Source organism: Pseudomonas synxantha BG33R, assembly GCF_000263715.2.
GTDB lineage: Bacteria > Pseudomonadota > Gammaproteobacteria > Pseudomonadales > Pseudomonadaceae > Aquipseudomonas > Aquipseudomonas synxantha_A.
The window spans coordinates 1,478,171-1,504,237 of the sequence record NZ_CM001514.1 but is presented as its reverse complement, the minus strand read 5'-3'; the positions used below and the strand labels follow the sequence as shown (position 1 = coordinate 1,504,237).

The window sequence follows — 26,067 nt, the reverse complement described above, 5'->3', positions numbered from 1 at the left end:
TGCAGCGAGAGGAACCCGGTATCGCGTGACGCTTGCATGGTTCCCCGTTGCCGCGCTTGGATGCGCCGCATAGGGCCATAGTCAGCCTCATTCATGGGGTTGGTTTTCGCAGAACGATTCATTCAATGCATTCGAACGTCATTCAACGACCATTCGATTGATTTTTCCCTCACCAGCCGCCGACCATCTTGGCTCCTATCGCCATACCGGCGACGAACACCAGCATGACCAGCAGCGAGTCAATACTTAGCGCCATCGACGCCGTTGATTGGCGCATCGGCGGCGGCTCAGGAGGCTTAACTGCCTGGCACGTACCGCACATTGGAATGCGCTGATCCGTAATCAACGACACTCCGCACCCATTGCAAGCAGCGCACCTGGTGGGAGTCACGGTGCAACCTCATACTGGAATGCCCGATCAGCAGGCATGGCCGTCACAAACCGGCACCGGTGAGCATCGAACTCTTCCCGGGTCGCGATGGTGCGCTCGTACCGAGAGTTGGTCTTGCCGGTGAATCGCTCGCGGTGAACGACCACGCCCTTGCGCAGGAACTCGACTTCAGCCGATCCCAGGAGCTTGGTTACGATTACTTTCATGTGACCTATCTCGCGCCACGATTTGGCGCATACGAAAACGTGGCGCGGGTTACGGCGACTGACGCTCTACCGCTTCGTTGACCTTCTCAGCCGCCTTGCTCGCCGTATCAGCTGCCTGGACTGCGGAGCGTGAAGCGTCTTGCACCTTCACGGCTGCGTCCTGCGTCTTCTCGGCCAGGTTGGTCAGGCGTAGGTCACGCTTGCCCAGGGCGGCGTCATACGCGGCGCGCACCTCAGCAAGCTGCTTGGTCTGCTCGCTACTGGCGGACCACACGCCTGCCTGGTAGCCGAGGATCCCGCCACCTGTGACCAACATTAACGCGACTACCCAGATCTCTGCCCGGCGCCACCAGCGGCGAGCGATGAACTCCATTGCGCAACGATCCATTAAGCGATACCTCCGAGCTGAGAGCGCAGCCTGGCGATCTCTGCGCTCTGCGTTGTGACCTTCTCAGTGAGCGTGGCGATCTGGCTGGCCAAGGCTTCCACCTTGCCTTCCATGCGCCCCACAGTGGCGGCGAGCTCGTTGCGCTCTTTGGCGAACTGGTCAGCGCGGGCCTCAGCGGCGTTCGCTCTGGCACGCTCGGTGTCGAGCAGCTCATTCAGCCGGCGGACGGTGCCAATGTCGGCATTATCCATTGCCCGGTCAGTTGCATCCTTGGAGAGGAATTTCCTCAACCACAGAAAGCCGCCCAGTAATACGGTTCCAGTACCGCCCAGCCAGGTAGCTGTGCCTGGGCCGAGGTCAGTAGGATCCATCTTCACTCCATCGGTATAGGTTGGCCGTTGTCGGCCTTGCAATTGAATCGGCTCACACAGCACTCCCAGCTCGGAGCAATGGGTGTGGTGGAGCCGAAAACTGGAAAGGCCCGCGGATTGCGGACCGTTAGTTAGCTTTAGCGAAGCTGCGAAATTTGGGCTTCGAGCGCCGATATCCTGGCGCTCATAACGGAATCGGCGGCTATACGCGCCGTACATTCCTGTGTGATGAGTGCTTTCGTGACCGAGGCATCATCGACGAAGCCCTGGCGGATGTAGGTCACACCGTCCACTACGATGAATGGCTTTAGCTCTTGGACATCACGCAGATCAGGAAGATTGTCCAGAACGACTCGGGGTGAACCGTTTGTACTGATTACCAGCTTTCCGTCTTTGATGACCGTATTCGATCGCTCTTCCGGCAAGCCGTTGATCTCGAAGGTGCCGGTGGCCTGGTCAAGCTTCCAACCGGAAACGCCCGGCACGTAGTTTTTGGATTGAATAGAGCCGGACATTTGCTGTGCCTCACAACGAGAAAAGCCCCTGCATGTACAGAGGCCCTGAATAGGTCCCTCATCAGCGTGACAAGTCAGAGGCTCTGAGGGCTTGGGGAAACTTAGGCAATAAAAAACCCGGCGCAGTGGCCGGGTTCTTGTTAGTCAGTCCTACACACGCAGGAATGACAGGATGGGTGAATAATGCGACATGGCGACATGATATTGCAAGCCCTTTTGAGGGACTATTTCATGCCGCCTCGCTTTCCAGCACTCCAACCGCTTCAAGCATGTGCTGCGCCTCTACCAGAGCCTCGTTCACAAGCGACTCCAAACCCTCCTTGATCGCCTTGTTCCAGCGCTGGTAGGTTCGCTCTGTCAGCCCCTGGGCATCCCAATTCGTCATGTCGTAGTTCGACTCGGCCAGGACGATCATCTCACCCGGCTTCGACTCGGCGACAGACCTGGCGTGTTTGTTGGCGCGGGCTATATCGGCGTCCGCCGCCTTGTTGCGCCAATCCCACTGGCCATCCTCCTTGTTTTCCCGGTGCTTTGGCGCCTTGACCTCGACCACGGCGCGCTGGACACCCTTCGACTGCTGCGGTACCGCCCAGACCAGCACGGCCTGCTGGGTGAATCGCAGCGGCGCCGGCGTAGGCACAACCGCGACCAGGCGGCCGATTGAATCGATTTTGCGCCCGCGGTGGGTGCTGTACTTGGCAACCAGTGCATTCCAATGGCGCGGGGCGAGCTGGGCGTGCAGCAGCTTGTGAACGATGCAGTCGGCGAGCAGTGCCGCGTCCTTGCCGGTGATCTCGCCTTTGAGCTTGCTGGTCTGAACCCGAGGCTCGACATTGCAGCCGCCAGCGCTGTTGATGGTTTCCGCTGCCAGAGCACGGACGACTGCTGAAATGACGTTTTGATAGTTCATGCTGCAGCCCTCTTCAGTTCTCTGGTCTTTGCCCGGTATTCGGCCTTGATGATCTTGATGTCTTCCATGTCTCTAGGCCCTCAAGTGCGGCAAGTCATGAGCTACCAAGTAATCGTTGCGCGCTTTAACTGCTTCCTTGATTTCCTTGAAGCGGCCGAGGTGTATTTGCTTTCTCTGCCACTGGACCTTTGCTGACCACTTGCCTCGATCCCAAGAAACCCCGACATGGCCGCTGGTGTTCTTATCGGTCAGACGACGATTTGCCGCCTGCACGTTGTAATCGGCGTACCGGCAGTTCCCCGGCTCATACCCCTTCGAGGAATCGATTCGGTCAAGAGTCAGCTCATCGGTGTAGCCATTGGCGAGCGACCACTGCATGAATGGCTCAAAGCTCATCCACTTATCGCAAAGGGTGACACCCTCGTACTTCTGTACCTCGGCTCCCTTTGGGCTTAGGCATCGCCGTTTCATGTTTGACCAAGTCACATGCAGCCGGCTGTTTCTGTTGTTGAGCCCGTGGGTTGAGCGCTTCTGTCCGCCACGCTTGTTAGCGCAAGGGATGCAAAGCCCGGTCATGACCTTTGCCCGATCCGTCCGCGTTTCAAACTCGCCGCGGCAGTCGCGGCACTGAAATACGCCGATAGATCTACGGCCGCCGTGGCGGACTTCAGTGAATTTTCGTAAAAGAATCACATCGCTGCACATAAACCGGCATCCTCGTATCGCTTTTCAAGACGCTTTGCTTTCTTTGTGAACACCGCCTTCAAGCGCTTCAAGTACGGGATTTCATGGCGGACCAGTCCCTGATTGCACTCCAGCCACGCCACCTTTTCCGCTCCGATCTTCTCCACCAGGCGTGGTCGGTAAACCATGATGTTTCCGCTCAGGTGGGCATTGCATTGGGAGCAAGACTTGTTCATGTTCCAGAGGTTGAAGCGCAGGTGTGCTGCGGCGCCGACGCTGCGGAAGTGCGAGCAGTGCCATTGACCACCCCAGCTCGCCGGTTTGTCGCAACTGATACAGCCGAGACGCACATCGCGCAGGCGGACGTAGCGGTTTATGGCGGCCTGGGCCTCCTTGGCGTAATCACCGCGACTTTTCAGGGCCTCTTTTCGGACCTTGATGTCCTTGCGCTCGATCTCGGCCAGAGCCTTACGCGCCTTCGGCTCATGCCTGGGCGCGTCGATCATCGCGCAGGTTGGACTGCATACCGCCTGGCCCATGCGCGAAGGCACGAATGAGGCCCTGCAGGTAGCAACGCGGCATTTCTTGGGCTTGGCCGGCTTCCGTTCGATGGTCATAGTGCTTTCCTCGCGGCCCGTTCAACTTGGGCCTTTCGGTCCCTGCGCTTAAGCTCAAACTCTTCCACCGAGCGCTTGCGGCGATGGTCCAGCACCACGCCGGCGATAATCGACAGGACAAGGATGGCCCCGTAAACGTCTACGTAATCCATCAGTATCTGCCTCCCCAGTTGTCCTTCTGTGTCCAGCGCACGCCATGCTCGGCGCCAAATGCCATAACCCACTCAATCAACTCGCCGCACTGCTTCACGTTGAGCTTGCTGGTGCGTTCGTAGATGACGTCGAACCCGTTGCCATCGACCGCCGGGATCATCTGCGGTTGATCGCCCGACTCGCGCAGCCAGGCGGCGGTGAGGAGGCGTTTCCAGATCAGGACGTCCCACTTCTTCCCTGCGTGCTCTACCTGGGCGGCGATATCGGACAGGGCCGCGTGTAGGGCCTTGTTTTGCTCCCCGCTGCGGTCCACGTCGGTGATGGCCAACTTCTTGGGCCTGGCCAGGTCCAATCCGGCGATGTAGCCCATGGCCCTGGTGCGGTCTGATTCATTGCGGATCTGGAGATTGGTCATGGCCGCTTCTCCAGGCTTTCGAGGTAGAACACCAGGGCACCACCGATCAGCAGGCCCAGTACGAATACGCCGAAGGTGGTCATGACTGCTCTCCATTGCCCATGGCGGCGTCGAGCTGGCGGTCAAACTCGGCGTCGAATTCATCCTGAGTGTCCTCAATCTGCGCCAGGGTCATTGCTCGCATACGGCGAAAACGATCCGCATCCTTGCGCAGCGCCTCGCACTCAGCCTTCAACTCAGCATTCACCCGCTCGTAGGCTTCGTAGCCGGTCTTGAGGCCGGCGACTTCGGCGCGGAGTTGCTCCACCAATCGCTTGGAGTGGCGAGCCAATCGGAATGGGCAGTCCAGCTCGGCCTTGAGCCGGTCAACCTCGGCGTACATATGCTTTGTGCCCATGCGTCGCCCTTCGTCATATCCTGATTGCCAGCTATTGGCATCTGACTGGAAAGTCTCCACCTGCGCGTTAAGGGTTTTGTTCTCGGCGATCAGGGCCAGAATGGTGGCGGGAGTCGCGGCGCCAAAAAATGCCGTAACAGAATCAATCTCGGCCTGATTCGGGCCGCACTCGCTGCTGATCGCTATATCGACTGCAACATCGCCGTTCACTGCGTTTGCAGCCTCGGCAACCCGCTCCAATTCGCTGTAGTCGCTCATACCGCCTCCTGGTAATGCGTGTGGTGGGCACGCTTCTGTATGCCGTCGGCCATTACGATTCGCTTGTCGGCACCACGGGTGAGCCTGACGATCTCGTTGTTCTTGCTGGAGACCAGGAAGCCTTCGTCGCGTAGCTGCTGGACTGTTTGGGTTTGGGCTGGGGTCATGGCCGTTGCTCCTGAACCTTGCGATCGACACAGGCCACCCATGCGGATGAGCCACGCTCGTTTGTTTTCGCGCACACTTGAGCAAGGCTCGGGGCCGGCGCTATCAAATACCCAAAAAGGACGACCACAGCGAAGAAGAGCAGCGCGATAGCGGCGCCTTGCAACACGGCCCATATACGTCTCATCGCGATACCCTCTTCGCTTCACGCTCGGAGTCGTCTTTTCGAATTGCGCGGGTCATCGTGAAAAGGCAGTACCCAAAGGCAATTGCGATGGGAGAGAAAAGGATCCAGCCGTTCAATACCCAAGCCTTGCGCCAGGCCAAAGAACCGAGTGGCGCGCCCTCATAAATCCAAGGGCCGATCCAGATCGTATTGAGCGGACCCCAAATGATTGTGATGAACAGGAGCATCACAAGCATCGTGATGACGCAGCGAATCCCAGCTTTGTCGATGTGATCTTTCATCAAAAGCCCTCCTTGCCGCGCTGTGATTCCCAATCGAACGGAACAACGATCAGCCCGCCCTCCCGCAACCGGTCGACGCAGCGGTCGCCCATGGCTCGGCCCAGGTCATTCGCTTCCAGGTTGGATATGATCACCGTCGGCGCCTCGCGCTCGTACCGGCCGTTGATGATTGCGAACAGGGTGGTCAGCTCGAAGTCGCTCGGCTGCTCCTTGCTCACGCCGATCTCGTCCAGCACCAGCAGGTCGGGATTGATCAGGCTGGCCAGGATGTCTCCCTCGGTGCGCTCGCTGTGTCGGTCGTACGTGCCACGGATGGCCTGCAGGACTGCCCCAACCGTGCGATACACCGCAGACCGGGAGGTCTTGTGCAGCAGCTCGTTGGCGATGGCCACGCCGAGGTGGGTCTTGCCGGTACCAGGCTTGCCGATCAGCACCATGCAGCGCCCTACTTCGCGGATCTGGTCGAACGTGGCGACGTAGTGGCGGCAGAACTTCAACGCCTTGCGCTGTTGGTCATGCTCGACTTGGTAGTTATCCAGCGTGCGAGTGAGGAAGCGTTTCGGGATCAACGCATCGCCCAACTTGCGAGCCAGGGCAATCCGCAGCTCGTAGGCCTTGTTCGCCTTCTCGCTGGCTTCACGCTCTTCTGCGATGGCACGCATGCATTCAGGGCAGCCGCCCTTCAGCTCACGGCCCAGCAGAACGGTGACCTTCTGGTCGAAGTTGCCGTGCTTTTCGCATTCCGCCGGCTGGGTGCGGATCGGTGGCGCGCCTTCAGGAAGCGCCACAACCTTCTCAGAGCGCATAGGAGCCGTCCTCACGCTGGATCAGGCCGATTGTGTAGTCGCGTTCAGCGAAACCGGTGTGGCGCGATTGTGGGAACGGGTGAACGTTGCTGGCGGGCTTCACCTCGTCTTCCCAGCGCTTGCCGTTAAGCCAGGTGGACGGGTGCGGGATGAATTGCCCACCATCCTTGGTCCAGGCTTGAGAGGCGCATTGTTTGGCTAAGCCCTGGGCGATCAGGTTGAACAGGTCGTCAGTGACCTTAAGTTTCTTCCAGGCCTTTTCGGCGGCTGCCTTGCCCTTTTTGTTCGGGTAGAGCTTCCAGAACTTTGGGAACAGGTCATCAGCCGCAGGCGAAGAGCTTTTAGTGTTCTTATCTGTATATGTATCTGTATCTGTATCTATATGGTTGACGTTTCGTTGCAACGGATCGTCAACGCCCGTTGAACGTTCGTTGAGTTCTTGTTGCTTTTTGAGGGCCTTTGCACGCGCCGATGCCTTCCCAGCGTTCGAAGCGGTAACCACTTTGCTGTTGACCGCCTCCAAATCAGCTTCGACACGGAACTGCACCCAGTGCGTTTCGGTGACGTGGAAGAACTCGCTCAACGTCTCGGCAACGGAAGCCCAACGGTCGTTGGGAATCCGCGCGACTGTAGCGAGGCGATCAATGCGAAGAGGCTTGCCCGTCTGCCAGTAGCTGAACAACAGCAGCATGTAGGCTCCATGCTCCTCAGCAGTCAGGTGAGTGGTGTCGGCCAGGTAGTCGGCGACGTAGAACTGCATGTAAGGGAGCGCAGCCATCATTGGGCCTCCAGTTTGTACTGAGCCCACAGGCCGGCCACCCAGGTGACACCCTTGGGAGTGAATTTGGTTTGGTTAAATGCGTGGCCGCTGTCGCTGGTGCCGGTCTTCACGTCGAAGCGGCCGGCGTGGATGTGCCCGCTGTAGGCCTGCCACTCCCCGCCCATGCGGTACATGATCTTCTTGTCGAGCAGGAACTCGCGAAAGCGGGCCTCATTGGCCCCCAGCAGCTTGGCTGTCTGGCGGAAGCCCTTCAGTCCCGTGGACTCGACGTACTTGTCTACGAACTCTGCTTTGGGCGCAGCAATGGCCAGGGCCTGATTGGCCTGATGCTGCAACTCAAACTGCTCAGCCCAGGCACGGGCGGCGGCGGCCGGATTAGAGAAGTCCGGAAGCGTCGCGATGACGCGTGCGCCTTCAAACCCTTTCAGCTTCTTCAGGACTGATCGACGTACAGCCTTCGACTCGCGCATACCGACCAGCATGCATTGATCAAGAGTCAGGTCATAAGTGGCGACTTGGTTGCCGTGGTGGGGGGTGAAATATTTTTGCACCCCCTCAAGCTCATCACCCAGCTCATCCTCAACACGAGACAGGAAGTGGTCATTACGAACTTTTGGCTCGCCAGCGAGAACCCGAGCGTCGTTGATCATTTCCCGGAGTTCAATGCTAGACATTGTCCGCGCCACGTTTTTCGATTGCAGAAAACGTGGCGCATTAATTCCAGCGGTATTGCTTTGTGATTCGATTTGCATATAATCCGCCTATCAAGTTGTTCAAAAGGCCGGGTCACTACCCCGGCTTTTTATTGCCTAAAATTTGGTCAGCCCCTATCGAGGCCCTTTTTGTGTTCCACCAGTGAAAGCAGAGGCGCTTTGCGCTTCATCTGCTCCAGCTGGGTCTGGAACGCGAGCGATCGACCTGCTTCCAGGTATTCATGCGTCGCGTATTCGAGACTCCATCCAAGCTCGGCACTTAACTGCCGAACCTCGTCCTGAGCCCCCTTCTCCAGCATGTCGAAGGTTCTTTCAGGCATTGGCCCTCCATAGGGCCTTTAGGCCGTCTTATCATTGGAACCAAGGTTCATTTCCCGGATCAGTTCCGCTGCGCCGAGGCGGCGCGCAACCATCGAAAGCTCATGCACATACGTAGCGAGCTGCATGCCTGCGCGCTTTGCCTCCATCCGCAAATAGCGGACGTCTTCGGGCTTGAACCGGGATTTGATTACTTCACTGCGTTTGTGGGATGGATCGTCATAGGCCATTGATGGGCTCCTTGGTGGCTGATGAATTTGTTTAAGCGGCAGAAAGTTCTGGCCAAATCTGTCGCCAGTCTTCCGGGCGCAGATCTCGCCTCGTGACCAAACCGGATGTGGCCGATTCAGTGCGCGCAGCAATTTCTGCTGATGCTGTTTTGTGCCCATAGGCAATAAGCCGGAGGTAAGCCCGAGTCGTACCGGTGCCTTCGACCTGTTCGTCTGTCGCCGTTTTTAGCCAGGCGAGCAGGCTTTGATTTTTGGTCCGCATGGGGAACCTCCTTCTGGATATGAGGATTATTACCCACAGGTAATCATCAAAGCAATACCCATGGGGAATTTACCTTTTGGTAACAGATGGTGATGATCCGCAAATGGATATTTCAGAGATTCGGAGAGCCAACCTTCAGTCGTTGATGAATGAAAGGTTTGGCGGAACAAAGGCACGAATAGCGGACGAGCTTGGTAAAAGCCCTAGCTATATAGCTCGCTGCTTGTCTTTGACTATTGCCCCAGAAAACCGGAAAAAAATTGGCGAGGAATTCGCCAGGCACATCGAGGATGTTTTGGATTTGCCTCGCTATGCGATGGACAGTCCATCCGGGCTGAAAGACAGCAACGGCACATCACAAGCGATCGACAGCTCAAAAATGGATGCCTTGAGAAACCTCAAAGGCAAAGTGACGCCTCGTAGCCTTGACGCTTTAAAGCGAATTGAAAAGGCTGCGCTAGCCGGACGCCTTAAAGAGGCGGACCTTGTATTACTTGAAGGGATTGCAGCCAGATTTGAACAGCTCAGCAAAGAATAGCCTTGAGCCTATAGGTCGTGCCGAGGTAACTACGATACTTGGGCGGATCGGCGAAGGTAATGACGGCGAAACCTACAAAGCAGAGATGCTTGACGCCGACGGCAACACGATCACCGGCTATGTCAAACTAAGTCTTGACCCTCGAAAGATAATTGCCGAGCTGACAACCTCCCAGGTCGGTAGGGCGCTTGGTATGAGAATACCAAGACCCTTCATTGTGCTGCTGGACACCTCTGATCTTACAGAAGAGTATCAATCCAGCTTTTCGAATAGAGGCACGATGGTCTGCTTTGCGAGTCAGCAGGCAAGCAACAGAAGCTACAGCCTGGAACGCGCTATGCGAAATCCTTCGCAAGCATTTAGTAAGGCCGTCGAAAAGCAATTCGATCTTGATGGGACTATTGCTCTTGACGAGCTGATTGCGAACGACGACCGAAATTTAGGGAATATCATCTACTCCCCTGGCCGTCAGGAATTCTGGCTGATAGATCATGGTCGTGCGCTGACGGGGAGTTGGTGGGAATTGTGGGGGCTGGACGATCCATCTGTAGAAGTCAGGAATCTTTTGGTCGACAATAGCGTCTCAGGATGGGACGAGTCAGTCAGAAACAGAATTTTGGAAAAAGCACATTCGGTGGTAAACAAATGTGCAGCGCTTTGTCTGGATGATCTGGACAAAGATGGACACTTTGCCAAAATTGATCCAGCCACGGACAGGCAGGAAATTATTGATTTCTTGCGCGGACGAATCCAACACACGGTACCCCTATTATGCAATCGTCTCCAGTTGGGGCATCTGTCTTTGATGCCGCAGAGGCCTTCCTAAGCGACAGCAGTAAGCGGAAGCTTGTAAGCGCTCGCTGGATGGCTGTGTTGCTGGAGCCAATTAGCTTCTCAGGCGAGCGGATTACCTCTGGCGTTGCGATCGTGCCTGATGACGGATCTGCGCCGCGCGTTATATGCACGCTCTCGGCTGAGCCTCTCGAAAAGGTTTTCGGCAGGTATGGGAAGCACTTAATGAATTTGGCAGGCAGCGTCAATTCCGAATTACAGGCTTTTCTCCTGACTGGCGGCGACCTTAGGTCTTGGCAGCCGGACATGAACGGCGTGCACAAGGGCAAGATCACGCCCACCAAGAACGTTTCTCTAGAGGCGATTCTCAAGTCCGCTCTCATGCACAGCTCCCTTTTCAGTGCGAAAGGAAATGATGCTAATGGCAGCGAGGGTACTGATCGCTCCCTAGCAAAGTTTCAGGAAACAATCCGGCAAATCGTTCTAGCGTCTCGCGAAGGCATGAAGGTCAGATTCAACCCGAGAATGGCACTATATGGTGGAAAAGCTCGAATTCCGATCTCTTATGTTGGTACGCACCTGGCGATCAATCTGACATCTCTTGATATGACCGTAACGTCGAACTCCCAGCAGCGCGATGCCGCGCACAGAAAAATAAATCAACTCCTGGCCTTGAGAGATATCGGCATAGGGCATTCAACTGACAAGCTGGTCCTTGGGCTTTGGACGCCTGATCGAAAGCTGACTGATCAGCAGGAAGACACCTTCAGTGCATACACTACCGAGCTGGAATTTGCGGCCGGGAAAGTGGGCGTTGATTACATACTTGCGGATGGATCAATCGGGGAGTCTGAGGCAGCCATGCCTTTTGCGAAGCTGATTCTCGCCGACGCATAAATATTGCTTCGCTCTAGCTGAAGTCAAAGCCCGCCTTGCGCGGGTTTTTTATTGCCAAAAAGATTACCCATAGGTATTGACTTGAATAGTTACCCACAGGTAATGTTCAATCCATCGAGTCACCCAACAGGAACTCGCCAGGGCCTCAAAGCCCGCCGCTCTTTAACAGCACGGGAACCTCGCAGATCGATCCCCAGCAATGGGCACAGCGCGAGCAATAAATTCGATCTCCAAGCCAGCTCTGGAACTGGCCGTGCTCACCAGATGTGAGTACGCGAAACCACGCAAGCCGGTCGGCGAAGAACACCGTCCACGAAATGTGTGACGCCGGCCAGAGATATGAATCGGGCGATGCGCGTGGTGGAGACAACAGATTTCCTCGATGACCTTGGCGACAGGGTCATCCGGAAAATCAACCCGGAGGGCAACACGATGGCCAGAAGCAAACGCAGCGACTACGCAAAAGTAAAAATCTGGATGCCCAACATGATCTCAGATGTTGAAGGAACGATTGCCGGCGTTGCGCTGGAGACGTTTTCGGCGATCGGCGACAAGTTCACTCGTGAACAGGTGCTGAAGCTTATGACCGAACGGCACGAAGCAATCCTTAAGCGCGAAGCTGAACGTAGTGCCGCATGAATCAGACAACCAGCGCCACGACAGCCTGTCGTTAACTGCCCGAGTGCCTCTCACTGAGTAGCCGCGACGGCCATAGAGTGAGACCGCATCGGACTGACACTTTGCACGGAGCCTGCCGTAACCACTCGGAAGCGTAGCCGTGATCACGGAGTGTCAGCCCGATGCGGACGAAGCAACACTCCTCGCAATGAGGCCACCTGCATCAAGTCGGCCATGTCGGGCAGCGCTTAGGCGCAAGGCAGCCATGGCACCGGACGCGTAACCGGAACCTTAACGAACCACCCCGGCCCGACTCCAGCAGAGTGACCGGGTACAGATGGCTCCCTGCTGATTCAGGTAGCCATCTGGTTTCACAAATGCCTCTAGCCCCCCTGGAGGTATTTGGAAGCCAAACACCGCCAATTGGAGGCGACCATGACTTACGAAGTAATAGTTGAAGGGTACGTCCTCCAGGTGGAGGTGACGTGGCTTGAGGAAGCTCTGCCAACCGAGTACCGGAATGGCAGCCGGGAAGTGGCGTTCAACGTGTTGTCCGGGACCATGTACGACGCCGACGGCATTCCCATGGACGTGTTCCAGATGGAGCTTTCGGTACTCGCCGAGAGTGACGAGTTTGTCCCGATGATTGAAAAGGCGCTGTGGTATGAGATTGACGCCCGCAAGCGCCGCTATGGGAGCCTAGCAGCATGAGCAGAGCAAACGTTATAGCCGTGGGCATGATCGACGCCCGCTTCGACTGCATCCGCAACGGTGACACCTCGGCTCAGTTGTTCGCCGAAACCAGCATGGCCATGGAAATGGCTTACGCCCTGGGCGCCATAGATGACGGTGCGTTCTCTCACTACAAGGAACGCTACAACCGGCTTTATCAGACCCAGGCCGAAGCGTTCCTTAACGATATCCGAGCGAGGGCTGGGCTATGAGCATCGAAGCCGGATCATTCGAAGAAGTCGTGGAAGCCCTGATTCGTCAGGGTTTCTTGTTTCTGGTAGACGTGAAATGGATCGAGCAGCCTTGCAAGTGTGCGGGCCGCTGGACTTGCAAGGTGGCGATGTGAGGGATATCGAACGCACTGAGGCGCTGGGCTGGAAAGGCGAAAGCGAAGCTCGCCGGGCTGACAACCGCGAAAAGAGCGCTGTCATCTTGGCGGAACGCGGCATTCAGTTCGAAGCCAAGAACATGGGCGCACACCTGATCGTCAGCCATGACGGCAAGGTGGCCGACTTCTGGCCCGGCACTGGCAAGTACATTCCTCGCGGCGGTGGTCGCCCAGGTCGTGGCGTGTTCAACCTGCTCAAGCACTTAGGTGTAAAGCCATGACCAGTTACCAAAGAGCCAAGCGCTACTGCTTCTGGCGCGGGTCTGCCATAGCACTCGCATTCTTTACGACCTGGATGCTGCTAAGCGCATACGCCGGGACGATCACTAAATAACTCCAATTCATAAAGCCGCCTGCATGGCGGAATGAATCCCCCATGTCTGCAAATCAAGTTGCCGTCACCATTGACGACATCAGCGAAGCCAATGCCCCAGTGATCTACGTGAAAGACGGCCTGAAGCCTTTCCTGCAAGCCGTGAAGGAAGAAGTCAGCTCGCAAGTGCCTGACCTGACCACCGCCAAAGGCCGCGACCGTATCGCCTCCCTGGCCGCCAAGGTTAGCAAGTCCAAGGTTGCCGTCGAGAAGCCGGGCCGCGAATACCTGCGCCGCCTAAAGGAAATGCCGAAGGTAGTCGAGGCCGAGCTGCGCGAGTTTGTCGACGCCATGGATGCCCTGCGTGATGAGACGCGAAAGCCGTTGAGCGACTGGGAAGCCGCCGAGCAGACCCGCAAAGATAAGCACGTCGATGCAGTGCAGGCCATCCATGACTTCTGTGTAGATCTGACGGACATCAGCGCATCCGTCCTACTGGAATCAATCACCTCAGTCGAAGCTGTCCAGATGGGTGACCACTGGGAAGAGTTCGAGACCGAAGCCGCCCGCGCCAAAGAATCAACCCTGGCAAAGCTGCGCGCCGCGCTGACCGTTCGCCAGAACCACGAAGCCGAGCTTGCAGCGATTGCACAGTTCAACGCAGAGAAGGCGGTGCGCGAACAGCAAGAGCGCGATGCAGAGATTGCCCGTGTTGCTGCTGAGCAGGCTCGTATCGAAGCAGAGCAGCGGGCACAGGCTGAACGTGATGCTGCAGCCCGACGAGAACAAGAACTGCTGGATCAGGCCGCAGCCACTCAGCGTGCCGCAGCACAAGCCGCACTGGACGCCGAGGCAGCCGCCGAACGCCAACGCCTGCAACTGGAACTGCAGGCCGAACAAGCGCGCACAGCAGCGGCACAGGCAGAAGCAAGCCGTGTTGCCGCCGAACAGCGCGCCGAGCAAGAGCGCCTTGCGGCCATTCGCCGCCAAGAGGAAGCCGTGGAGCAGGCGCGACTGGATGAGGTTGCCCGGGCGAACGCAGCGGCAGATGAAATCCTGCGCCAGCAGCAGGAGCGCCAGGCTGACGTAGCACACAAGTCGAAGATCCTGGGCGAGGCTAAGCAGGCCCTGATCGGCATGAACATCAGCGAAGAGCTGGCCAAGGCCATCGTCCTAAAGATTGCCCGCGGCGAAGTGCCGAACGTATCCATTCAATTCTGAGGTATCAAGCATGTCCACTGACATCATCATGCCGGAGTCGCGCCGACAGGTAGCCGCTCCGGCCGCAATGGACACCAGCATCATGGCTGTCATCAGTCGTGCGGCTTCCGATCCTTCCTGTGACATCAACAAGCTTGAACGCCTGATGGAAATGCACGAGCGCATGCAGGCGCACAGTGCAAAGCAGCTGTACGACGAAGCATTGGCACAGATGCAGGAGGAGATGCCCGTCATCGGCGAGCGAGGCGGGATTAAGGATAAAAACGGACGCATCCAGAGCACCTACGCGCTCTGGGAGGACGTAAACGAAATGATAAAACCTGTAATGGCGAAGCACGGGTTCGCCATTACCTTCCGAACGCCTCGTAACGATCGAGGCATTGAGGTTGAGGGTGTTCTCAGTCACCGCGCTGGGCACCGTGAGGTTACCTCAATTGTCCTGCCCGTGGATGCGACTGGCAGCAAAAACGGCGTACAGGCCGTGGCTTCCAGCGTCAGCTACGGAAAGCGCTATACCGCAGGACTGCTGCTGAACATCACGACCACTGGCGAAGATGATGACGGAAACGGCCCAGCCGCCCAGATCACGCCGCGCGTTACCTCTGCCCAGGCCACGCAGTTGGCGACCTTACTGGAAAAGTGCAGTGACAAGGCCAAGGAAGCATTTAAGAAGATCCATGGCGCACCGGCCTCCGTTGAGAAAGCGGTATTCGATCAGGTGCTGGGAATGCTCACCAAGTCAGCCGCACAAAACGCAGCGGCTCAGGAGAACACTGATGCAGATAATCACTGAGGTTGAGCAGGGTTCGCCGGAATGGCTTGCCCTGCGCCTGGGCATCGTCACTTGCTCCGAGCTGGAATGTCTGCTTACCAACGGCAAAGGCGAGGCCGGTTTCGGCGTTGGCGCCTTCACCTACATGAACACGCTGATCGGCGAACGCATCACCGGTGAAGCTGCAGACCCATTCATGGGTAACCGCCACACCGAGCGCGGACACGAGCTGGAGGGTGTGGCCCGCAAGCTGTACGAGCAGCGCGAGGAGGTCGAAACCAACCAGGTGGCAATCATCCTTAACCACGGCGCCGGCTATTCGCCTGACTCGCTGGTGGGCGCCAAGGGCCTGACCGAAATCAAAACCAAACTCCCGAAGTTCCAGGTTGAGGTGATCCTCTCCGGCGAGATCCCCAAGGAACACGTCGCCCAGTGCCAGGGCGGCCTGTGGGTCTCGGAACGCGAGTGGATCGACTTTGTTTGCTACTGGCCAGGCATGCCGCTGTTCATAAAGCGCGCCTACCGGGACGAAGCGCTGATCCGCAAACTCTCGGAGCGGGTGAAAACCTTCTACGAGATCCTCGAAGACCGCATGAACCAAGTATTGGGGATCGCAGCATGATCAGCATCCTACAGAACGAAGTAGAACGACTTCGGCCGGCATCGAAGGAGCTGAACTCCCTGACCGAGCAGTTTCTGGCGGCCGGCGGCAAGATCGAAGAAGGCCCCGCCAGCGGCTATATCCCGAAGCCCATCACGTACAGCAACAAGATGCCGCCGACGCCTAAGCCGTTTCTTCGGCGCCGGGTTGAAGCAGAGCCGCTTCCCTTTGCACCACTGGACGCCAGGAATGACAGGCGCGCCAAGCAAGCCGAACAGGCAAAGGCTTTGGCACCTACCCATACACAGACCGAAGTATCGTTTGCCCTGGGCATGACGAGCAAAACGCTGAAGGCTCTGGCTAAGGATTTCGGCTTTGAGTACAAGCGGTCCACGCACGGTGGCTATAACGGTCCGGACCGAAAAAAGTTTCTCGCCGAGCGCGATGCAACATTCGTTGAGCGAATCAAGGAGTTCAAGGCGCAGGGCATCACGCGGCGCCAAGTGTGCGGAAAGCTCGCAATATCATGCAAAACGCTGGATCGGATTCTGAAAGAGTACGAGATCGACTATCCCAAAGCTCGCCTGGGCTCCCGTTCATGCGCCGCATAGCCCGCACCCAGCAACGCAAACGTCAAACCTGGCTCGCACTGCCGGCCAGCGGAATAGAAGAGGTAGGCCATGGCCAAGACTGTTCAGGAACGATCAGCCAAAGCAGCGCAGAAACGGCTGGCGGTCGCCGAGAAGGAATTGCGGCACAAGGTCAGGCCGGGCATCGAGCAGGCCATAGAGCGTATCTGCGCCAGGGGCAAGACGCCGATCATCAGCGAGGTCTTGCAGATTGCCATCATGAAGATGGACTTGATGGACGACGACAAGTTGGCAGAGTTCTTGAGTTATCCGCGCCACGACATCGTGATTAGCGAAAACGTAGCGCGTGAATTTCACAATCAAAGCTTGAATGAGGCAAGGCGGGACCCGGGTGACGAGATTCTGTCGCCTAGTAACGGGGGGCTGGCGGATTTTGCTCCAGGAATTTAGCGCCTCTCTCGTAGGCCGCTTTTTCTGCTTCTTCGGCAGTCTCAAACTCTCCACGGCGAGTTGGCGGCACTTCACGCCCATTGGCCGACACTGCGATTATGTCCCAGCCGCCTGCGAGGTTGGCAGAGCTAACAACGACCCTGACTCCATGCTCATTTGAAGATTCTTTCATAAACATCTGACTTCTCCTTTATCCGGCTCCATGCCGGTCACCCGTAATACCCCATATCAACGAATCACGCCAGCCGGCCCCGCAGCAGATAGGCCGGCCAGGTCGCGCCACCGCGCCAGGTCAGCGATCAGCTTGAGCCCCAGGCGTACCTCGGCTTCAAGCCTTTCTTCGGGGAGGCTGAGTAGCCGCACAACCTCAGCGCCGATCAGGCGTATCGCTTCCACGTCGGTTTTCGTGCTCATCGCAGTCACCGTCAGGTTTTTGCTGAGTGCAGATCATCAACCCTATTCACGAATCACGCCAGCCGGCGAGGCAGGCGCACGCTTGGAGATAACCCATGCAAGCAGTCATCTACGCTGGCCTGCGCAACGGCGAGCGCGATCAGCGAATCCACGACGCCCTGGTTTATAAGCACGTCGTTGAGGTTGCCAAGGAATTCCATCTGGCACCGAACACCATTCGCGCGGCGGCAAAGCGAATTCAAAATGCTGTTGTGTTCGAGCTCTGTCTGCTAGGGGGGGGGCAGCCAATGCCTATCGGCAAAGTCGTCGCGGATTGCTTCCGGAAGGCAGCCCTTGGCGCTTACCGGAACTACCACGGCACCTTCCGCAACCTTGAGCTGCCTTGCTGGGTGATCACCGATGGCACCAACCGCATTGAGGTGATGGAGCTTCGCAAGATCGATACAGGCGAAGTTTCGCTGTAGACACCACTCCCTCCTGAATCCCTCATGAATCACGCCACAGGCGAGGATCCCCTATGTCCGCACAACAGAAGAAACACCCCTTCGATTTCAAAACCCAATACGGGCTCGGCTTCAACCCTCAGGACGATGAGATCGTTGTCGACTTCTTCTGTGGTGGTGGCGGCGCCGGTACCGGACTGGAAATGGGCCTGGGCCGCGCGGTAAACGTCGCGAAGAACCACAGCCCGCAAGCGATCAGCATGCACACCGTGAATCACCCAGGCGCCAAGCACTTCACCACCGACGTGTTCGAGGGTGATCCGGACACCGAGTGCGGGGGCAAGGCCGTCGGCTGGTTCCACATGTCACCGGACTGCACGCACCACAGCCAAGCGGCAGGCGGACAGCCGCGCAAGCGCGAGATCCGCAACCTTTCATGGATCGGGCTCAAATGGGCAGGCATGAAGCGGCCCAGGGTGATCAGCCTGGAGAACGTGAAGCAGATCCTGCAGTGGGGCCGCTTGATCGCCAAGCGCGACAAGGTCACCGGACGAGTGGTGAAGCTTGACGGCAATATCGCGGCACCTGGCGAGGTGGTGCCGGTTGGTCAGCAGTTCCTGATCCCAGACCCAAAGCAGCGTGGCCGCACCTGGCGCCGCTTCGTCGCCTTGCTGGAAGGCATGGGCTATGTAGTTGAGTGGAAGGTGATCAAGGCGTGCGACTTCGGCGCGCCGACCAGCAGGGAGCGCCTGTTTATGATCGCCCGGTGCGACGGTCAGCCAATCGTGTGGCCGGAGGCGACCCACGCCAAGAACCCCATCAAAGGCCAGCAGAAGTGGAAAACAGCCGCCGACTGCATCGACTTCACCGACCTAGGCAAAAGCATCTTCGGCCGCAAGAAAGACCTGGCCCCGGCCACCCTGCGCCGCGTTGCCAAGGGCATGAAGAAGTTCGTCATCGATAGCGCCTCGCCGTTCATTGTGCCGATTGCCAATTGGTCCGGCGAGGCAGTGCAGTCTGCCGACGAGCCGCTGCGCACCGTCACCTCCTACCCGAAGGGCGGCGCCTTCTCGATGGTCAGTCCGATCATCGCCCCGGCAACGCACCAGGGCAGCGACAGAATCAATGACCCACTCGATCCGCTGCCGACGGTGACCTGCGCCAATCGCGGCGAGCTGACGCTGATCAGCCCGTTGATGGTTGGGGCCGGTGGCCCTGAGTACTCAGGCAAGCCGGTGGGCATGGACCAGCCGGTGGGCACGCTGATGACCCAGAACCACCGCGCGCTGGCTTCAGCTTGCATCGTCCAGGCTGGGCACGGCGAGGGCTCTGGCGCAAACAAGCGTCGCTCCCACGGGGTGAACGACATCTACGGTCCGATCGGCACCGTTACTGCCAGCGGCGGCGGCCAGTCCGTCAGCACCGCGGTGATGATCCAGGCCAACGGCGGATTCAACACCACCCACGCCAAAGGCATGGATGAGCCCATGACCACGGTGACCAACACCGGCAGCCAGCAGCAGTTGGTGACGGCCACTCTGGTGACGAACACCACCGGCCACGCGCCAACGGACCTTGACTGCCCTGTTCCCACCGTGACCACCGGCCAACACCACGCACTGACCACTGCCCACTTGGTGCACCTTCGCGGCAACTGCGATGCACGGGACGTGAACGACCCGCTGCACACCGTCAGCGCCGGCGGCCAGCACCACGGTCTGGTCAGCGCATTCATGGAGCGGGCATTCGGCGGCAGTGTTGGCCAGGGCCTGGAAGATCCGGCGCCGACCATCACGGCAGGCGGTGGTGGCAAGAGCTCGCTGGTGTCGCTCACTTTGTCGCCAGAACACGAAGCCGGTGCCCTTCGGGTCGCCGCGTTCCTTATCAGCTACTACGGCACCGAGAACATCAGTGCCTGCGACTCGCCCGCGCCAACGATCACCACCAAGGACCGCCTGGCCATGGTCACCGTGATGGTCAAGGGAACCCCCTACGTAATCGTCGACATCTGCCTGCGGATGCTGAAGCCGTCCGAGCTGTACAAGGCTCAAGGCTTCCCGGCCGACTACATCATCAACCACGGCGCCGACGGCAAGCCGTTCACCAAGACCCAGCAGGTGCACATGTGCGGCAACAGCGTCAGCCCGCCGCCGATGGCTGCACTGGCACGGGCCAACGACCCGTGGCGAATCGCTGAGCGTCAGGCCGTTGCTGCTTAAACGCGTTCAGCAATCAGCCTGGCCCCAACCTCACGCCCAGCCACCTGCGCCAGGCCACGGTCAACATAGGTTCGGTCACCCGCAACAACCGGCACTACCACCTCACCACCGCGCTTCACCTCGACGTTGATACGCCAGGTCTCCCGGCCTTCCTCGTCCTTGTCGCACTCCATGTAGTTCCAAACCTGAAAGCCTTCGATCTCATCGTAAATATCGTGCTTTGTCATGGTCCTGCCCATTTAGAGGAAGGGGCCATCGTAGCACCACACCCCGGGAATGGCCCGGCAAGGACTCCCCATGCCTACAGAAAACATACCGGCCGAGTCGGCGCGCAGCTTGGCCACGGCCAGCACCCTCGACGCTGAGACCTGGGCCGATTTCGTAAAACGCCTGCGCTATGACTGTGTCGGCGCCGGGGTGCACGATCACTGCACCGCCGACGCGATCTTCATTGTTCAGGCAAGACGCATCGTCTATGGCATCGACACCGACTACAGCGACAACCGCGTGCTGCTCGACCACTGCAACGAGGGCGAATGGTTTTCGCCGGAAGAGTTCTGGGAAGACCAGGATCATGACGCGCGCGCAGCGCTCAACAAGGCCATGCAGGATTGGTCGAGCTGCCAATTCATGAAGGCTGACGAGTCAGACCAGTGGTACGTGCTGGGAGAGCTGAAAGAACACAGCGTGACTGGCTGGCACGAAGCGTGGGAGTACATCAGCGCCCACTTCACCAAGGACGCCGCCGAGGCGTTCGTCCGCCGCAAGAAGCACGATTATCGCAAAGGCATGCGTGTCTACGTTGAATCCCAGTACTACTCCTGGGAGTTCAACACAATCAAGGAAGCGATCCTCGACGGCACGCTGACCTACACGCCGAAGGAGGCAGCATGAAGCGCATCTATCTCAGTGGTCCTATGAGCGGCTTGCCCGGGCTGAACTTCCCCACCTTCCACAGCATGACCGCCAGCCTCCGCGCCAGCGGCCACACAGTCACCAACCCCGCCGAGATCAACCCCGATGGCGGCACCTGGAACGACTGCATGCGCCGCGACATTGCCGCCCTGATGGACTGCGACACCGTGGCCACCCTGCCCGGCTGGGAGCATTCAAAGGGTGCTCGCCTGGAAGTCCTGATCGCCGAACGCCTCGGCATGACGGTTGTGAATGCCCATGATCTGGTAACGAGGGAGGCTGTATGAGCGAAGTCGAGCGATATTGGATCGACCCAAGCAGGTTGGTTCAGGAAGGCTGGCACCAGGACGATACCTGTGTTGCGAAGGACTGGGCCTACGACCGCGTTGTCGCCGAGCGTGACGCCCTGCAACAGCGCCTGACCGCAGCTGATGAGCGGAATGATGAGGCAATCGACCTGCTCAGACGCGCCCGCGCAGTGATCGAGGGCGGAGGCTGGGCGGATCTTGAAAGGGATATCGCCAAGTTCTTCAAGCCAGCAGAAGGCAAAACACCATCGATACCGCCAGAGCGCGAGCGCCTGATGGAAATCGTTCAGGAGTACCCAAACGTGGATCCGCTCGAATACGACGCCGCAGTCCGAATACTCCGCAAGTAACCCCTCCCCCTTCAAAGTCAGCCGCTATAGCGGCAAGGAACCGGTATGCCTGAACAAAAGTATCCGCTCGACGTGGAGAGCGTAGGCAGTGACACCTACATCGTTATGAGCAAAGGCCACCACGACTTCACCGAATTTATGACTGAGGCAGTTACCCAGTACCACGGGTGGTTCCTGGGCGGACCGCAGCACGTTTGGATTAAGACCACACCAACCAAAGGGGGCTGGAACTACAACATCGTAAAGGAAGGCACGCGAGGCGCCTGGCCGGCCACTTACTGCTGGGAGTACGCCGACAACTACAAGGAATGGCAGAAGCTGGCGGTGACGCCATGATCGCCACACCGCGAAGCGTACCGGACGCTGGCACCGGGATGCTGCCGATTCGCCTTCAGCGGCATGGAGCGCCCGGCGAGGTGTATCCATGCCCGACTCATTTCGGCGATAGCTGCTCCTACTGCGGCGGTACCGGCATGCGCGCCATCTGCGACAAGACTGATTGTCATGAGCACGGTTGTCAGGGTGGCGGCTGCTCCCGAACCGCCGAAGACTACCGAATCCAGCAGCTGCACAAATCGCGAGCGGAGGCAAAGCCATGATCGCCACCCTCTGGTTCGCCGACGTCTTCATCTACAAGGGGCCGAGGCCATGAGCCGGTTTATCGCCATCGTCCATGGCTGGCACGTCCACAGCAATGGCTTCACAGTGCACGAACTTCAGTCGATCACTCTGGTGGATGCCAACAAAGAAGCGTGCTGGCTAAAGGAGCAGCGTGAGGCGCCATTCGACAGGTGTGCATACGTTGTCGTTGCGATCGATGACACCGAATACCTGCCGCGTCGCCTGACCTGGCGCGAGCGTATTACCGGCTACCTGAAAGCAACCTCCTAACCCCAATCCCCCTACATGCCTGCCGGTGAGCGGCGGGCGAGGTATTCGCATGTCTGAGAAAACTGTTAAAGCCATCATGGAACAAGCCCAGGTATTCGCCAGCAGCTGGTCGATGGTGGGCGGGCCGTTCGCCGCCGACGACCAGCTCGAGCGCGCCAAAGATGAAAAATTGGAGCTGGAGAAACTCGTCAAAGGCGCGCTGGAGGGCTCAGTAGGCGCACCGCAGGATGTCGGCGAAATGATCGAAGCGCTGCTTGCCTGGCATAAACGGCAGACCGATCAACTGCAGATCCTTACGGACAACTCCAAAGAAGGCACGACCCTTTCCCTGGGCACCGATGATCCAGTCGACATCACCCTGACAAAAGATATGGCCAAGGGCTTGCGCATCGGGCTCGTCCTGGCAATGGATCGCCTTGGCAAACTGCCCATCAGCGTCAGCCATGGCGATGATGAAGATCCTGACTACGAAGACGAATAACCCAGCCCACCTTCTGCCGCCCAGCGCGGCAAGGACAACCCATGTTCGCTATGAAACTCACCCTGATACTGCTGGGCGCTTTGCTGTACCTGGTAGGAACCATCGGCTGGTTCGGCTGGCTCGGACTCGACCTGCTGTACACCGGCACCACCGAGGCACTGATCTACGCCTTCACCGGCACATGCACCTGGCTGCTGACCACCTTCGGCCTGGCAATCCACATCATCAAGACAGCTCGGCCCACTGCCGGCGGGAGGAATCCATGAGCAAAGTCACCCTAGATGAATGGGCGGCGGCCGAGTTCAAAACGCCACCAAGTCCCAACACCCTGCGCAAATGGGCACGGGAGGGCCGAATCAACCCTGTACCCGTAAAGCACGGCCGCAACTACTATGTAGAATCGGACGCACATTATCAGGACCCTGAGCAGCAGCCCGCCCGAATCACAGGGGGTAGCCTGATCAGCAGAATAGAGAGAGCCCGCCATGGCGCCCAGGCCGCGTAACACCGGGTCAAAGGACCTCCCACCCAATCTCTACCGCAAGACCGACGCCCGCAACGGCGTCACTTATTACACCTACCGCGACCCAATCAGTGGTCGCGTATTCGGCCTGGGCAAGGACAAGGAGGCGGCCATACGAGAGGCCGTCGCCGCCAACCACGCAGACGCCATCAAACCAACGCTGGCTGAGCGCATCAGCACTCCGGCGCCAGCGCCTGGCAAATTGTTCTCGGAATGGCTGGACGAATACCGCGAGCTGTTCGCCGAGCGGAAGCTGTCGGCAAGCAGCAATAAAAACGTGGGTATGCGGCTAAACCGCCTGACGGCAGTCTTCGGCTCGAAGGGGATTAAGGACATCACAACGATGGATGTGGCCGATTACCTGACGGGCATGGCCAAAGAGGGAAAGGCGCAGATGGCCAGGGCAATGCGTTCGCTGTTGCGAGACGTGTTCGCCGAGGCGCAGGCGCGGGGGTGGGCAGACGCCAACCCGGTCGAGGTGACCAAGGCGGCGCGGGTGAACATCAAGCGCGAACGGCTGACGCTGGAACTGTGGAAGGCGATCTACGAGGAAGCCACGAAACCGTGGCTTCGCAGGGCAATGGAGCTGGCGGTGCTCACCGGCCAGCGGCGTGACGATATTGCATCAATGCTTTTCAAGGACGTGCACGACGGCTTCCTGCATGTCGTTCAGTCCAAGACCGGGGCCAGGCTGCGGATCAGCACCGCGCTTCGCCTCGAGTCAGTAGGACTGGATCTGTCTACCGTAATAAAGCAATGCCGCGACCGCGTTCTGTCACAACACCTGGTGCACCATGCACAAGCTTCGGGCCGGGCAAAGGCGGGCCAGCCGTTGGTTCTGGACACGCTGAGCTCTGCCTTCGCTGAAGCGCGCGACAAAGCCGGCGTGAAGCTGGGCATAACTTTCGGCCGCCAGCCACCGTCCTTTCACGAACAGCGATCCCTCGCCGCACGACTTCACGAACTCGAAGGCCGTGACGCCCAGAAACTACTCGGTCACCGTTCGGCCACAATGACCGATCTGTACCGCGACAGCCGAGGCGCTGAGTGGATCGACGTGGCATAATCGACGGCTGAATTTTTGGGCGATATTGGGGAAGTTTTGGGGAGGATTTTATGCCCAATGGAATCAAGCACTTACAGCTTTACGGCATCAAAGCCTGCGACACCATGAAAAAGGCGCGCACCTGGCTCGATGAGCACGCGCTGAGCTACGAGTTCCATGACTACAAAACGGCCGGTATCGACCGCGAACACTTGACCCAATGGTGCAACGAGCACGGTTGGCAGGTGGTTTTGAACCGTGCGGGCACCACCTTTCGCAAACTCGAAGACGAACGCAAAGCCGATCTCGATCAGTCGAAAGCCATTGAACTGATGCTCGCACAACCCTCGATGATCAAGCGCCCGGTGCTTGATCTCGGTGACAGAACCCTGATTGGCTTCAAGCCAGATAGTTATTCGGCGGCCCTCAAGTAGGCCAGCCTTCCATTTTTGTAGAGGTAACAGCATGTCCAATTCCCTGTTCAGCCTGGGCTTCGGCGTCGGCACTCAGAACCGCCAAGGTGCTTGGCTGGAAGTGTTTTACGCACAACCGTTGCTCAACCCGTCAGCCGAGATCGTTGCCGCCATTGCGCCGATCCTGGGTTACACCGAGGGCAACCAGGCGATCACGTTCACCATCAGCCAGGCGCTGCAACTGGCAGATGCACTCAAGAACGTCGACGCCACCCAAGCCGCGCTGCTGAATCGCCTGGCTGAAAGCCACACCCCACTGGTTGCCACACTCCTGGCCGAAGACGCCGCGCTGACCTCCACGCCAGAGGCCTACCTCAAGCTGCACTTGCTGTCCCATCGCCTGGTCAAGCCTCACGGCCTGAACCTGGCAGGCGTGTTCCCGCAGTTGCCGAACGTGGCCTGGACCAGCCAGGGCGCCATCGACATCGCCGAACTCGCCGAGCGCCAGCTCGAAGCGCGTCTGCGTGGCGAGCTGCTGGAAGTGTTCTCGGTGGACAAGTTCCCGAAAATGACCGACTACGTGGTACCGGCCGGCGTACGCATCGCTGACGCTGCGCGTATCCGCCTGGGCGCCTACGTGGGCGAAGGCACTACCGTGATGCACGAAGGCTTCGTCAACTTCAACGCCGGCACCGAAGGCCCGGGCATGATCGAAGGCCGTGTATCGGCAGGCGTGTTCGTCGGCAAGGGTTCGGACCTGGGCGGCGGCTGCTCTACCATGGGCACCCTGTCGGGCGGCGGCAATATCGTGATCAAGGTAGGCGAAGACTGCCTGATCGGCGCCAACGCCGGCACCGGTATCCCGTTGGGCGACCGCAACACCGTGGAGTCGGGCCTGTACATCACCGCCGGCACCAAGGTTGCGGTGCTTGACGAGCAGAACCAGTTGGTCAAGGTGGTCAAGGCGCGCGAGTTGGCCGGTCAACCGGATCTGCTGTTCCGTCGCAATTCCGAGACCGGTGCCGTGGAGTGCAAAACCCACAAATCGGCCATCGAACTGAACGAAGCGCTGCACGCTCACAACTAAGCAGCCACTCGATGACAC

The 26,067-nt window shown here is 58.5% G+C and carries 45 protein-coding genes and 1 pseudogene; 25 read left to right on the top strand and 21 right to left on the bottom strand.

Annotated features, from left to right (window positions below; translation table 11 throughout):
• Positions 1 to 7 precede the first annotated feature (7 nt).
• The 19 genes and pseudogenes from PSEBG33_RS30055 to PSEBG33_RS26975 all read right to left on the bottom strand — a co-directional run.
• A pseudogene (locus PSEBG33_RS30055) lies at positions 8 to 79 on the bottom strand (hypothetical protein); the annotation flags it as partial.
• 308 nt (positions 80 to 387) lie between these two features.
• The gene (locus PSEBG33_RS20255; RefSeq protein WP_005785637.1) at positions 388 to 597 is read right to left on the bottom strand and encodes a hypothetical protein; all 210 of its coding nucleotides are present in this window, start codon (positions 595 to 597) and stop codon (positions 388 to 390) included.
• Positions 598 to 646: 49 nt separating this feature from the next.
• A complete protein-coding gene (locus PSEBG33_RS20260) occupies positions 647 to 985 on the bottom strand; it encodes a hypothetical protein (RefSeq protein WP_032803319.1) in 339 nt (112 codons plus the stop codon).
• Positions 985 to 1,356, bottom strand: coding sequence for a hypothetical protein (locus PSEBG33_RS20265; protein WP_005785634.1), 372 nt, complete (start codon positions 1,354 to 1,356; stop codon positions 985 to 987). Before PSEBG33_RS20265 ends, PSEBG33_RS20260 begins: the two co-directional genes overlap by 1 nt.
• Before the next feature lie 137 nt (positions 1,357 to 1,493).
• Positions 1,494 to 1,871, bottom strand: coding sequence for a hypothetical protein (locus tag PSEBG33_RS20270; protein WP_005785632.1), 378 nt, complete (start codon positions 1,869 to 1,871; stop codon positions 1,494 to 1,496).
• A gap of 229 nt (positions 1,872 to 2,100) precedes the next feature.
• Positions 2,101 to 2,781, bottom strand: coding sequence for a hypothetical protein (locus PSEBG33_RS20275; RefSeq protein ID WP_005785629.1), 681 nt, complete (start codon positions 2,779 to 2,781; stop codon positions 2,101 to 2,103).
• A gap of 72 nt (positions 2,782 to 2,853) precedes the next feature.
• Positions 2,854 to 3,486, bottom strand: coding sequence for an AP2 domain protein (locus PSEBG33_RS28180; RefSeq protein ID WP_005785627.1), 633 nt, complete (start codon positions 3,484 to 3,486; stop codon positions 2,854 to 2,856).
• Positions 3,471 to 4,082: a recombination protein NinG gene (locus PSEBG33_RS20280; protein WP_005785625.1), complete on the bottom strand. Its 612-nt coding sequence runs from the start codon at positions 4,080 to 4,082 to the stop codon at positions 3,471 to 3,473. The genes PSEBG33_RS28180 and PSEBG33_RS20280 overlap by 16 nt, the downstream gene beginning before the upstream one ends.
• Positions 4,079 to 4,234 carry a hypothetical protein gene (locus PSEBG33_RS29265; protein WP_157264125.1) on the bottom strand — a complete coding sequence of 52 codons (156 nt, stop codon included), beginning with the start codon at positions 4,232 to 4,234 and terminating at the stop codon, positions 4,079 to 4,081. Before PSEBG33_RS29265 ends, PSEBG33_RS20280 begins: the two co-directional genes overlap by 4 nt.
• A complete protein-coding gene (locus PSEBG33_RS20285) occupies positions 4,234 to 4,650 on the bottom strand; it encodes a recombination protein NinB (protein ID WP_005785623.1) in 417 nt (138 codons plus the stop codon). The genes PSEBG33_RS29265 and PSEBG33_RS20285 overlap by 1 nt, the downstream gene beginning before the upstream one ends.
• 79 nt (positions 4,651 to 4,729) lie before the next feature.
• Positions 4,730 to 5,305, bottom strand: coding sequence for a hypothetical protein (locus tag PSEBG33_RS29675; RefSeq protein WP_005785621.1), 576 nt, complete (start codon positions 5,303 to 5,305; stop codon positions 4,730 to 4,732).
• Complete coding sequence (locus PSEBG33_RS29255) at positions 5,302 to 5,472, bottom strand: hypothetical protein (protein ID WP_157264123.1); 171 nt, start codon at positions 5,470 to 5,472, stop codon at positions 5,302 to 5,304. Before PSEBG33_RS29255 ends, PSEBG33_RS29675 begins: the two co-directional genes overlap by 4 nt.
• A gap of 181 nt (positions 5,473 to 5,653) precedes the next feature.
• A complete protein-coding gene (locus PSEBG33_RS20295) occupies positions 5,654 to 5,938 on the bottom strand; it encodes a hypothetical protein (RefSeq protein ID WP_005785617.1) in 285 nt (94 codons plus the stop codon).
• Positions 5,938 to 6,744: an ATP-binding protein gene (locus PSEBG33_RS20300; protein ID WP_005785616.1), complete on the bottom strand. Its 807-nt coding sequence runs from the start codon at positions 6,742 to 6,744 to the stop codon at positions 5,938 to 5,940. Before PSEBG33_RS20300 ends, PSEBG33_RS20295 begins: the two co-directional genes overlap by 1 nt.
• Positions 6,734 to 7,522: a YdaU family protein gene (locus PSEBG33_RS20305; protein WP_005785614.1), complete on the bottom strand. Its 789-nt coding sequence runs from the start codon at positions 7,520 to 7,522 to the stop codon at positions 6,734 to 6,736. Before PSEBG33_RS20305 ends, PSEBG33_RS20300 begins: the two co-directional genes overlap by 11 nt.
• Entirely contained in the window at positions 7,522 to 8,277 is a 756-nt protein-coding gene (locus PSEBG33_RS20310) for a phage antirepressor KilAC domain-containing protein (RefSeq protein WP_005785612.1), read from the bottom strand. The genes PSEBG33_RS20305 and PSEBG33_RS20310 overlap by 1 nt, the downstream gene beginning before the upstream one ends.
• Positions 8,278 to 8,345: 68 nt before the next feature.
• Entirely contained in the window at positions 8,346 to 8,558 is a 213-nt protein-coding gene (locus PSEBG33_RS20315) for a hypothetical protein (RefSeq protein WP_005785610.1), read from the bottom strand.
• Between the two features lie 18 nt (positions 8,559 to 8,576).
• Positions 8,577 to 8,786, bottom strand: coding sequence for a hypothetical protein (locus tag PSEBG33_RS26980; RefSeq protein ID WP_032803313.1), 210 nt, complete (start codon positions 8,784 to 8,786; stop codon positions 8,577 to 8,579).
• Positions 8,787 to 8,817: 31 nt separating this feature from the next.
• Positions 8,818 to 9,048, bottom strand: coding sequence for a hypothetical protein (locus PSEBG33_RS26975; protein ID WP_032803311.1), 231 nt, complete (start codon positions 9,046 to 9,048; stop codon positions 8,818 to 8,820).
• Positions 9,049 to 9,151: 103 nt separating this feature from the next.
• Between PSEBG33_RS26975 and PSEBG33_RS28175 the strand changes: the two genes are divergently transcribed.
• The 12 genes from PSEBG33_RS28175 (at position 9,152) to PSEBG33_RS20370 (ending at position 16,960) form a co-directional block, all read left to right on the top strand.
• Entirely contained in the window at positions 9,152 to 9,586 is a 435-nt protein-coding gene (locus PSEBG33_RS28175) for a hypothetical protein (protein ID WP_050989029.1), read from the top strand.
• Positions 9,534 to 10,412, top strand: a complete 879-nt coding sequence (locus PSEBG33_RS20320; RefSeq protein WP_157264121.1) for a HipA family kinase — start codon at positions 9,534 to 9,536, stop codon at positions 10,410 to 10,412. The genes PSEBG33_RS28175 and PSEBG33_RS20320 overlap by 53 nt, the downstream gene beginning before the upstream one ends.
• A gap of 38 nt (positions 10,413 to 10,450) precedes the next feature.
• Positions 10,451 to 11,275, top strand: coding sequence for a hypothetical protein (locus PSEBG33_RS20325; RefSeq protein WP_005785603.1), 825 nt, complete (start codon positions 10,451 to 10,453; stop codon positions 11,273 to 11,275).
• A 339-nt stretch (positions 11,276 to 11,614) separates the two neighbouring features.
• The gene (locus PSEBG33_RS20330; protein WP_198287278.1) at positions 11,615 to 11,914 is read left to right on the top strand and encodes a hypothetical protein; all 300 of its coding nucleotides are present in this window, start codon (positions 11,615 to 11,617) and stop codon (positions 11,912 to 11,914) included.
• Positions 11,915 to 12,328: 414 nt separating this feature from the next.
• Positions 12,329 to 12,604 carry a hypothetical protein gene (locus PSEBG33_RS20335; RefSeq protein WP_032803309.1) on the top strand — a complete coding sequence of 92 codons (276 nt, stop codon included), beginning with the start codon at positions 12,329 to 12,331 and terminating at the stop codon, positions 12,602 to 12,604.
• On the top strand, positions 12,601 to 12,837 hold the full coding sequence (locus tag PSEBG33_RS20340) for a hypothetical protein (protein ID WP_032803308.1): 237 nt from the start codon (positions 12,601 to 12,603) through the stop codon (positions 12,835 to 12,837). The genes PSEBG33_RS20335 and PSEBG33_RS20340 overlap by 4 nt, the downstream gene beginning before the upstream one ends.
• A gap of 76 nt (positions 12,838 to 12,913) precedes the next feature.
• Positions 12,914 to 13,234 (top strand): hypothetical protein, encoded by a 321-nt coding sequence (locus PSEBG33_RS20345; RefSeq protein ID WP_005785597.1) that lies wholly within the window; start codon positions 12,914 to 12,916, stop codon positions 13,232 to 13,234.
• Positions 13,235 to 13,389: 155 nt separating this feature from the next.
• Positions 13,390 to 14,547, top strand: a complete 1,158-nt coding sequence (locus tag PSEBG33_RS20350) for a hypothetical protein (RefSeq protein WP_005785596.1) — start codon at positions 13,390 to 13,392, stop codon at positions 14,545 to 14,547.
• A 10-nt stretch (positions 14,548 to 14,557) separates the two neighbouring features.
• Positions 14,558 to 15,340 carry an ERF family protein gene (locus PSEBG33_RS20355; RefSeq protein ID WP_005785595.1) on the top strand — a complete coding sequence of 261 codons (783 nt, stop codon included), beginning with the start codon at positions 14,558 to 14,560 and terminating at the stop codon, positions 15,338 to 15,340.
• Complete coding sequence (locus tag PSEBG33_RS20360) at positions 15,324 to 15,941, top strand: lambda exonuclease family protein (RefSeq protein WP_005785594.1); 618 nt, start codon at positions 15,324 to 15,326, stop codon at positions 15,939 to 15,941. The genes PSEBG33_RS20355 and PSEBG33_RS20360 overlap by 17 nt, the downstream gene beginning before the upstream one ends.
• On the top strand, positions 15,938 to 16,531 hold the full coding sequence (locus PSEBG33_RS20365; protein ID WP_005785593.1) for a hypothetical protein: 594 nt from the start codon (positions 15,938 to 15,940) through the stop codon (positions 16,529 to 16,531). Before PSEBG33_RS20360 ends, PSEBG33_RS20365 begins: the two co-directional genes overlap by 4 nt.
• A 69-nt stretch (positions 16,532 to 16,600) precedes the next feature.
• The gene (locus tag PSEBG33_RS20370) at positions 16,601 to 16,960 is read left to right on the top strand and encodes a hypothetical protein (protein ID WP_005785592.1); all 360 of its coding nucleotides are present in this window, start codon (positions 16,601 to 16,603) and stop codon (positions 16,958 to 16,960) included.
• 228 nt (positions 16,961 to 17,188) lie between these two features.
• On the opposite strand, the gene PSEBG33_RS26965 is transcribed toward PSEBG33_RS20370, so the two are convergent.
• Positions 17,189 to 17,374: a hypothetical protein gene (locus PSEBG33_RS26965; RefSeq protein WP_032803307.1), complete on the bottom strand. Its 186-nt coding sequence runs from the start codon at positions 17,372 to 17,374 to the stop codon at positions 17,189 to 17,191.
• 95 nt (positions 17,375 to 17,469) lie between these two features.
• Between PSEBG33_RS26965 and PSEBG33_RS20375 the strand changes: the two genes are divergently transcribed.
• Together PSEBG33_RS20375 and PSEBG33_RS20380 are read left to right on the top strand one after the other, a co-directional pair.
• Positions 17,470 to 17,838: a hypothetical protein gene (locus PSEBG33_RS20375; protein WP_005785588.1), complete on the top strand. Its 369-nt coding sequence runs from the start codon at positions 17,470 to 17,472 to the stop codon at positions 17,836 to 17,838.
• A gap of 53 nt (positions 17,839 to 17,891) precedes the next feature.
• On the top strand, positions 17,892 to 20,036 hold the full coding sequence (locus PSEBG33_RS20380) for a DNA cytosine methyltransferase (RefSeq protein ID WP_005785586.1): 2,145 nt from the start codon (positions 17,892 to 17,894) through the stop codon (positions 20,034 to 20,036).
• Here the strand turns inward: PSEBG33_RS20380 and PSEBG33_RS20385 are convergent.
• Positions 20,033 to 20,263 (bottom strand): hypothetical protein, encoded by a 231-nt coding sequence (locus PSEBG33_RS20385; protein ID WP_032803306.1) that lies wholly within the window; start codon positions 20,261 to 20,263, stop codon positions 20,033 to 20,035. The genes PSEBG33_RS20380 and PSEBG33_RS20385 overlap by 4 nt on opposite strands.
• A gap of 70 nt (positions 20,264 to 20,333) precedes the next feature.
• Here PSEBG33_RS20385 and PSEBG33_RS20390 point away from each other — a divergent pair, with 70 nt between their 5' ends.
• The 11 genes from PSEBG33_RS20390 (at position 20,334) to dapD (ending at position 26,049) form a co-directional block, all read left to right on the top strand.
• Complete coding sequence (locus PSEBG33_RS20390; RefSeq protein ID WP_005785584.1) at positions 20,334 to 20,930, top strand: hypothetical protein; 597 nt, start codon at positions 20,334 to 20,336, stop codon at positions 20,928 to 20,930.
• Complete coding sequence (locus PSEBG33_RS20395; RefSeq protein ID WP_005785583.1) at positions 20,927 to 21,238, top strand: DUF4406 domain-containing protein; 312 nt, start codon at positions 20,927 to 20,929, stop codon at positions 21,236 to 21,238. The genes PSEBG33_RS20390 and PSEBG33_RS20395 overlap by 4 nt, the downstream gene beginning before the upstream one ends.
• Positions 21,235 to 21,609 carry a hypothetical protein gene (locus PSEBG33_RS20400; RefSeq protein WP_005785582.1) on the top strand — a complete coding sequence of 125 codons (375 nt, stop codon included), beginning with the start codon at positions 21,235 to 21,237 and terminating at the stop codon, positions 21,607 to 21,609. Before PSEBG33_RS20395 ends, PSEBG33_RS20400 begins: the two co-directional genes overlap by 4 nt.
• A gap of 45 nt (positions 21,610 to 21,654) precedes the next feature.
• Positions 21,655 to 21,945: a hypothetical protein gene (locus tag PSEBG33_RS20405; RefSeq protein WP_005785581.1), complete on the top strand. Its 291-nt coding sequence runs from the start codon at positions 21,655 to 21,657 to the stop codon at positions 21,943 to 21,945.
• A gap of 312 nt (positions 21,946 to 22,257) precedes the next feature.
• Entirely contained in the window at positions 22,258 to 22,500 is a 243-nt protein-coding gene (locus PSEBG33_RS26960) for a hypothetical protein (protein ID WP_032803305.1), read from the top strand.
• A 49-nt stretch (positions 22,501 to 22,549) separates the two neighbouring features.
• Complete coding sequence (locus PSEBG33_RS20410) at positions 22,550 to 22,981, top strand: hypothetical protein (protein ID WP_005785578.1); 432 nt, start codon at positions 22,550 to 22,552, stop codon at positions 22,979 to 22,981.
• A 41-nt stretch (positions 22,982 to 23,022) separates the two neighbouring features.
• Entirely contained in the window at positions 23,023 to 23,247 is a 225-nt protein-coding gene (locus PSEBG33_RS20415) for a hypothetical protein (RefSeq protein WP_005785576.1), read from the top strand.
• Positions 23,244 to 23,486: an excisionase gene (locus PSEBG33_RS20420; protein ID WP_005785574.1), complete on the top strand. Its 243-nt coding sequence runs from the start codon at positions 23,244 to 23,246 to the stop codon at positions 23,484 to 23,486. Before PSEBG33_RS20415 ends, PSEBG33_RS20420 begins: the two co-directional genes overlap by 4 nt.
• Entirely contained in the window at positions 23,467 to 24,570 is a 1,104-nt protein-coding gene (locus PSEBG33_RS20425) for a phage integrase Arm DNA-binding domain-containing protein (protein ID WP_005785572.1), read from the top strand. Before PSEBG33_RS20420 ends, PSEBG33_RS20425 begins: the two co-directional genes overlap by 20 nt.
• 50 nt (positions 24,571 to 24,620) lie before the next feature.
• The gene (locus PSEBG33_RS20430; RefSeq protein WP_005785565.1) at positions 24,621 to 24,983 is read left to right on the top strand and encodes an ArsC family reductase; all 363 of its coding nucleotides are present in this window, start codon (positions 24,621 to 24,623) and stop codon (positions 24,981 to 24,983) included.
• Positions 24,984 to 25,014: 31 nt separating this feature from the next.
• Complete coding sequence (gene dapD, locus PSEBG33_RS20435) at positions 25,015 to 26,049, top strand: 2,3,4,5-tetrahydropyridine-2,6-dicarboxylate N-succinyltransferase (RefSeq protein WP_005785563.1); 1,035 nt, start codon at positions 25,015 to 25,017, stop codon at positions 26,047 to 26,049.
• The last annotated feature ends 18 nt before the right edge of the window (positions 26,050 to 26,067 follow it).